At 72.6% G+C, this 6,915-nt stretch carries 5 protein-coding genes and 1 pseudogene; 1 reads left to right on the top strand and 5 read right to left on the bottom strand.

Annotated elements, in window-relative coordinates:
• From BG452_RS26855 to BG452_RS26840, 4 genes and pseudogenes are all read right to left on the bottom strand, one after another.
• A pseudogene (locus BG452_RS26855) lies at positions 1–214 on the bottom strand (2-oxoglutarate dehydrogenase, E2 component, dihydrolipoamide succinyltransferase); the annotation flags it as partial.
• 483 nt (positions 215–697) lie between these two features.
• Positions 698–1,438, bottom strand: a complete 741-nt coding sequence (locus BG452_RS26850) for a transglycosylase SLT domain-containing protein (RefSeq protein ID WP_188306935.1) — start codon at positions 1,436–1,438, stop codon at positions 698–700.
• Between the two features lie 450 nt (positions 1,439–1,888).
• Entirely contained in the window at positions 1,889–3,223 is a 1,335-nt protein-coding gene (locus tag BG452_RS26845; protein ID WP_188306934.1) for a PhoH family protein, read from the bottom strand.
• A gap of 306 nt (positions 3,224–3,529) precedes the next feature.
• Positions 3,530–4,324, bottom strand: coding sequence for an isoprenyl transferase (locus BG452_RS26840; RefSeq protein ID WP_188306933.1), 795 nt, complete (start codon positions 4,322–4,324; stop codon positions 3,530–3,532).
• A 400-nt stretch (positions 4,325–4,724) separates the two neighbouring features.
• Here BG452_RS26840 and BG452_RS26835 point away from each other — a divergent pair, with 400 nt between their 5' ends.
• Complete coding sequence (locus tag BG452_RS26835; protein ID WP_188306932.1) at positions 4,725–6,326, top strand: chitinase; 1,602 nt, start codon at positions 4,725–4,727, stop codon at positions 6,324–6,326.
• A 175-nt stretch (positions 6,327–6,501) separates the two neighbouring features.
• Here BG452_RS26835 and BG452_RS26830 read toward each other — a convergent pair.
• A partial coding sequence (locus BG452_RS26830) for a prepilin peptidase (protein WP_188306931.1) occupies positions 6,502–6,915 on the bottom strand: 414 nt, incomplete at its 5' end.

Here is a 6,915-nt window from a genome sequence, read left to right as displayed (position 1 = left end):
CCGCCTCCACCGCCGGCACCGACACCGGCACCGGGGCCGGGTCGGCGCGCGGCACCGGGACCGGGCCGGGTGCCTCGCCGAGGGCGGGTGCGGCGAGTTCCTGCGGGTCGGCCGCCATCGCGGCGCGTCGGCGCCGTTCGATCACGGCGGCCGCGCTCGCCACCACGGCCATGCCCTTGGCCACGGCCTTGAAGGCCTTTCCGCCCCGCGCCATCCTCGTTACCACCGCTTCCCCGCCGGACCCGCCGAGTGCGGCGGTACGCCGTGGGTCCTGCCACGGCCGTCGGGGATGACGCTACCCGGCGGGGGCGGGGCGGGTGCGATCGCCAGGAGGTTCGACGCGATCCGCTCATTCCACAAACTTGGACAAACCGCCGGATTCCAGTTGGTTTCGTCCACAGGCTGAGGGGGAGGAGTCCGAACGGGACCGAACGGTCACCCAGAAGGACCAACCGCCGGCGGACCGGCCGGTGCGGGGAGCTACCAGGACCCCTCCCCGCGCCCCGCGTCCGCACCCAGGACCGCACCGCCCGCGGGCGCACTGGTCAGCGCAGCCCGGGCGGGGCGGCCCGCCCTTTCCGGCGGCCGCCGGAGAACGCAGCCGCTGGAGAACGCCGCGGCCCCCGGTCTCTCGTCGAACGGGACGAGCGGCCGGGGGCCGTGCGGAGTGCGCCGCCCCGCGGGGCGGCGGGCCCTCCTAGTACCAGCTGTGGGCCTGCCAGAACGACCAGGCGCCGCAGGGGCTGCCGTAGCGGCTGTTCATGTAGCCGACGCCCCACTTGATCTGGGTGGCCGGGTTGGTGCGCCAGTCGGCACCGGCCGAGGCCATCTTGGAGCCGGGCAGTGCCTGGACCAGACCGTAGGCGCCGGAGCCGCTGTTGGTCGCGGTGTAGTCCCAGCCGCTCTCGCGCTTCACGATCTGGCTGAAGCACTGGAACTGGGCGTCGTTGCCGACGATCTGCCGGGCCATGTCCTGGACGGAGCCGGGGCTGACCGAGACCGGCGGGGCGCTGTCGTCCACCGCGGACATCGCCGAGCGCGCCTTGGAGCGGTTGGCGGCGGCATCGGCGGCGGCACGCTGGTCGGCGGCGGCCTTGGCGGCCTTGTCCGCGTCGGCCTTGGCCTGGGCGTCGGCCTTCGCCTGGGCGTCCGCGGCGGCCTTCTGGCGCGCGGCCTCCTCGGCGGCCTTCTGCTCGGCGGCGGCCTTGGCCGCGGCGTCCGCGGAGGCCTGCTGGGCGGATGCCTGCTGGCCGATGTTGTCACTCATGGTCTGCGCCTGGGCGCCTGAGGGGACTTCGGCAAGCAGGGTCGCACCGGCGACGTCGACCGTCTGCATCGTCTTGCCCTCGCTGCCCGAGGCCATGCCCACGACGGCACCGACAGCGGTGACGGCGGTGGCGGAGGCCACAGCGACTCCCCGGACCGAGATCCGAGTCACATGGATTCCTTCCAGCATCGCCCACGCGTGACCGTGCGGGCGCAACATGCCCCTTGGCACGGACCTCCGCAGATGCTCTGGTCACGGGAGGTGCTGGCCCGGCGTCCGGTCGGCTTGAGGCGACCGGGCGTTGGAATCGGGCGGCGTACGGCTCATCGGTCTTCAATTGTGCGTCCACCAAACGGAGTTGGCGGACCTTCCGGGGCCTGACTTCCGGAGTCCGGAAGCCCTGCCGCGCCGTACGCGGGGCCTGACAGAACCCTCACCATGCCGCACCGGGCACTGTCGACGCAATTCCCGTCCGCGTGGCGCATGTCACATTCACCGCAGGGGAGTTCCCCGGACGGAAAGCACTCGATGTGATGAAAGGGACGGGGCCCGCTCCGTCAGGAACGGGCCCCACACCGCAAGTTGACCCTATTGTCCTACTATGCCCGGATCAGGGGCGGTTCACGGGTTGATGTCCTCCAGCATCTCCGTGACCAGCGCCGCGATCGGCGACCGCTCCGAGCGGGTGAGGGTGATGTGGGCGAAGAGCGGATGCCCCTTCAACTTCTCCACCACCGCCACCACACCGTCGTACCGGCCGACCCGGAGGTTGTCCCGCTGCGCCACGTCGTGGGTGAGCACCACCCGCGAGCCCTGGCCGATCCGGGACAGCACCGTCAGCAGGACGTTGCGCTCCAGCGACTGGGCCTCGTCCACGATCACGAAGGCGTCGTGCAGCGAGCGCCCCCGGATGTGGGTCAGCGGCAGGACCTCCAGCATCCCGCGGGCGATGACCTCCTCGATCACGTCCGGGGTGGTGACCGCCGAGAGGGTGTCGAAGACCGCCTGGGCCCAGGGGCCCATCTTCTCCGCCTCACTGCCGGGCAGGTAGCCGAGTTCCTGGCCGCCGACCGCGTACAGCGGCCGGAAGACCATCACCTTGCGGTGCTGCCTCCGCTCCAGCACCGCCTCCAGCCCCGCGCACAGCGCCAGCGCCGACTTGCCGGTGCCGGCCCGGCCGCCCATCGACACGATGCCGATGTCCGGGTCGAGCAGCAGGTCCAGCGCCACCCGCTGCTCGGCGCTGCGACCGCGCAGCCCGAACGCCTCGCGCTCGCCGCGCACCAGCCGGACCCGCCCGTCGCCGGTGACCCGGCCGAGCGCCCGGCCGCGCTCCGAGGTAAGCACCAGCCCGGTGTGCACCGGCAGCTCCTCGGTCCCGTCGATGTCCACCGCGGCGTCGTGGCCGGCCGCGAACAGCGCGTCGACCTGCTCGGCCCCGACGTGCAGTTCGGACATGCCCGTCCAGCCGGAGGTGATCGCGAGCTCGGCCCGGTACTCCTCGGCGAGCAGGCCCACCGAGCTGGCCTTGATCCGCAGCGGGAGGTCCTTGGACACGACGGTGACGTCGTAGCCCTCGGCCTGCAGGTTGCGGGCGACCGCCAGGATCCGGGTGTCCGCCTCGCCGCCGCCGGCGCGGTAGCCGACCGGCAGTATCGACACGTCGGAGTGGTTGAGCTCGACCCTGATCGTGCCGCCCAGTTCGCCGACCGGGATCGGCTCGTCGAGCCGGCCGTGGCGGATGCGGTAGTCGTCGAGCAGGCGCAGCGCCTGGCGGGCGAAGTAGCCCAGCTCCGGGTGGTGGCGCTTGGCCTCCAACTCCGTGACGACCACCACCGGGAGGACGACCTCGTGCTCCTCGAAGCGGGTCATGGCGAGAGGGTCCGCCAGGAGCACGCTGGTGTCGAGAACGTACGTGCGCCGGTCTGGCGTCCGGCGGCTCTTGGAACTGACCACTAGGCCTCCAGAGCGGATGACCCTGCGTCATCCGCGGCATGCCGGCCCCCGCTGCCCCGGTGGCCTCGGGACCGGACTGACTGGAGTATTCCCAGGCGGGGGGCGGTGCATTCGCGCCCTCGGCGAACTGACGGATCATTGCCGGTGAACGTTTGGCCTCGCCCGGGGCCCGGGTAGGCCAGGCCTACGGCGGTCATTCCACCCGGATGTGCGTCGGCCCCACCCGGGACCAGCCCGGGAAGCGCCCCGGTCCGGCCTGCGGACGAACACCCGGTTCGGCCCCGGAGGAGCCGGGCGGGCGCCGGATCAGAGGCCCATCCGCCGGTGCCGCTGTTCGAAGGCGCGCAGCGCGCGCAGGAAGTCGACCTTGCGGAAGGCCGGCCAGTACGCCTCGCAGAAGTAGAACTCGCTGTGCGCGCTCTGCCAGAGCAGGAATCCGGACAGTCGCTGTTCGCCCGAGGTGCGGATGATCAGGTCCGGGTCGGGCTGGTTGGCGGTGTAGAGGTGCTCGGAGATGTGCTCGACGGTCAGGATCTCGGCCAGTTCCTCGATCGAGGTGCCGCGCCCGGCGTGCTCCTGGAGCAGCGAGCGGACGGCGTCGGCGATCTCGTGCCGGCCGCCGTAGCCGACGGCGACGTTGACGGTGATGCCGTCGATCCCGGCGGTCTCCTCGGCGGCGCGCTTGAGCACGTCGGCGGTGTGCTGCGGGAGCAGGTCCAGCGCGCCGACCGGGTTGACCCGCCAGCGGCGGGCGGCGGCCAGGCCGGTGACGGCGTCCTCGATGATGCCGAGCAGCGGGACGAGCTCGTCGGCCGGGCGGTCCAGGTTGTCGGTGGAGAGCATCCACAGGGTGACGACCTTGACGTGGGTCTCGTCGCACCAGCCGAGGAACTCGCTGATCTTGTCGGCGCCGCGCTGGTGGCCGTACACGGTGCTGCCGCCGGCGGCCTTGGCCCAGCGGCGGTTGCCGTCGAGGATCACGCCGATGTGGTGGGGGGTGCGACCGAGGTGGACCTCGACCCGGCGACCGTACAGCCGGTACATCCCACCCAGCAGGGTGCGCAGCCCCGGCGTCCGTTCGGCGACATCGCGCAGACCCATGGTTTCCCGGCCCCTCCGTACTCGTTCGGGCCGGTTCGTCACCGGCCCCGGCGCAGCCTACTCCGGCACGCAGGTGCACGGTAAAGCCGCAGGTAGCGGTCTGGTCACGGTCCTGTGCGAAGTCTGTCGCGGCGGGCGTGTCCGGGCCCGCGGGGCGGGTGCGCCGGGGCTCGCGGGGCGGGGTGGCCGTGGTGGACACGGAACGGTCTCCGAATCCTTAAGGGAGCCGTAAACCGGTTGTCGCGTCCTTGACGGCCGGCAATGGTCTAGTCCAGCTTTTGACCCGAGGCGGAAGCGGTTCCTCCCGCCCCCAAGAGTCACCTGCGGACCTCCCCTCCCCCACACGCGGCCGCCGCGCCCCCCACCGCGGCGGCCGCTCCTTCCCCAGGAGCGTCACCCCATGGCCCGTTCGCTGAACCAGCCCGCGCACCGGCGCCGGCGTAGCCCCCTCCCGGCCCTCGCGGCCGGCGCCACCGCCCTCGCCCTGGCCGGCGGCGGCCTCGCCCTCTTCGCCGGCGGTGCCAGTGCGGCGGACGGCAACCTGGTCACCAACGGCGGTTTCGAGAGCGGACTGAGCGGCTGGTCCTGTACCGGCGGCGCGACCGCGGTGTCCTCGCCGGTCCACTCCGGCAGCGGTGCGCTGCAGGCCGCCCCGGGTGCGGGCGACACCGCCGAGTGCACCCAGACCATCAGCGTGCTGCCCAACACCAGTTACACCCTCAGCGCCTGGGTGCAGGGCCCGTACGTCTACCTCGGAGCGCGCGGCACCGGCGGGACCGACCCGTCCTCCTGGTCGAACCAGAGCAGTTGGAACCAGCTGTCCAGCACCTTCACCACCGGGGCGAACACCACCAGCGTGACGGTCTACCTGCACGGCTGGTACGGGCAGGGCGCCTACCTCGCCGACGACGTCGCGCTGGTCGGCCCGGGTGGCACCGCCACCCCGTCGCCGACGGCCACCCCCACCCAGACGCCGACCCCGTCGCCGACGGCCACCGCCACTCCCACCCGGACCACGACGCCGACGCCCACCGCGACGCCCACCCCGACCCCCACGGCCACGCCGACCGCGACCCCGACCGCCACCACCCCGCCGGCCACCGGTCTGCCGGCCCACGCGCTCACCGGCTACTGGCAGAACTTCGACAACGGCTCGACCCCGCAGCGCCTGAGCGACGTCCAGAACGCGTACGACATCATCGCGGTCTCCTTCGCCGACGCCGTGCCGACCCAGACCGGCGCGATCAGCTTCACCCTGGACCCGGGCCTGTCCAAGGCACTCGGCGGCTACACCGACGCCCAGTTCCGCGCCGACATCAAGGCCAAGCAGGCGGCCGGCAAGAAGGTCGTCCTCTCCATCGGCGGCCAGAACGGCGCGATCACCGTCGCCGATGGCACCGCCGGGGCGAACTTCGCCAACAGCGCCTCCGCGATCCTCAAGGACTACGGCTTCGACGGCATCGACGTCGACCTGGAGAACGGCGTCCAGGCCGGCCCGCTGGGCGACGCGCTGCACGCCCTGCAGGCCAAGGTCGGCCCCGGCTTCGTCCTGACCATGGCCCCCGAGACCATCGGGATGTACAGCACCGCCGGCGCCTACTTCCAGCTGGCGCTGAACACCAAGGACATCCTGACCGTCGTCAACACCCAGTTCTACAACTCGGGCGGCATGAACGGCTGCGACGGCAAGGTCTACAACCAGGGCACGGTCGACTTCATCACCTCGCAGGTCTGCACCCACATCCAGGGCGGCCTGCGGCCCGACCAGGTCGGCATCGGCGTCCCCGCCTCCAGCAAGGCGGCCGGCGGCGGCTACGTCGACCCGTCGGTGGTGAACAACGCGCTCAACTGCCTGGCCACCGGCAACAACTGCGGCAGCTTCGTGCCGCCGGCCAAGTGGCCCACCATCCGGGGCGCGATGACCTGGTCCACCAACTGGGACGCCAACAACGGCAACGCGTTCTCGAACGTGGTCGGCCCGTTCGTCCACAAGATGTCCTAGAGCCGCAACTCCCTTCGGCGCGCCACTCCTTGAGGGTGGGGCCGGCGCGCCGACGGCGGGGCCCGCCGTACCGCTTCCGGTACGGCGGGCCCCTTCGGCGCTACCGATTTCCCCGCCACCGACTTTCGCGCCACCGGGTTTCACACCACCGGGTTCCGCGCCACCGGGTTCCGCGCTACCGGGCGAGCACCGCGGTGAGCGCGCCGAGCAGCAGGAACGGGCCGACCGGGACTTCGAGCCCGCGCCACGGGCGGCGGCGGACCAGCAGGACGGCGACCCGCAGGGTGCCCCACAGCCCGGCGAGCACCACCGCGGCGACCAGCCCGCCGATCGCGACCCACCAGCCGTACCAGCCGAGCAGCCCGCCCAGGGCGAGCCCGAGCGGGGAGTCTCCGGGGCCCAACGCGCCGATCTGGACGGCGACTTCGAGCAGCGCTCCGACGGCCAGCGCGACCAGCAGGCAGCGCAGCAGCACTCCGGGGCGCCCCTCGGCCAGGGCCGCCACCGCCAGCAGCGCGGCCACCCCGGCCAGCAGCGGCCCGGTCAGCCGGTACGGCAGCCGGCGCACCCGGGCGTCCGTGAAGCCGAG

This window comes from Streptomyces sp. CBMA123 (assembly GCF_014596465.1).
Taxonomy (GTDB): Bacteria; Actinomycetota; Actinomycetes; order Streptomycetales; family Streptomycetaceae; genus Kitasatospora.
The sequence above is the reverse complement of the archived record's forward strand: the minus strand, read 5'-3'. Positions and strand labels throughout refer to the sequence as shown.

Bases quoted from the DNA above. Each gene is read 5' to 3' on its own strand.
- BG452_RS26840 (WP_188306933.1), bottom strand. From the start codon at position 4,324: ATGGGTCTGCGCGATGTCGCCGAACGGACGCCGGGGCTGCGCACCCTG.
- BG452_RS26835 (WP_188306932.1), top strand. From the start codon at position 4,725: ATGGCCCGTTCGCTGAACCAGCCCGCGCACCGGCGCCGGCGTAGCCCC.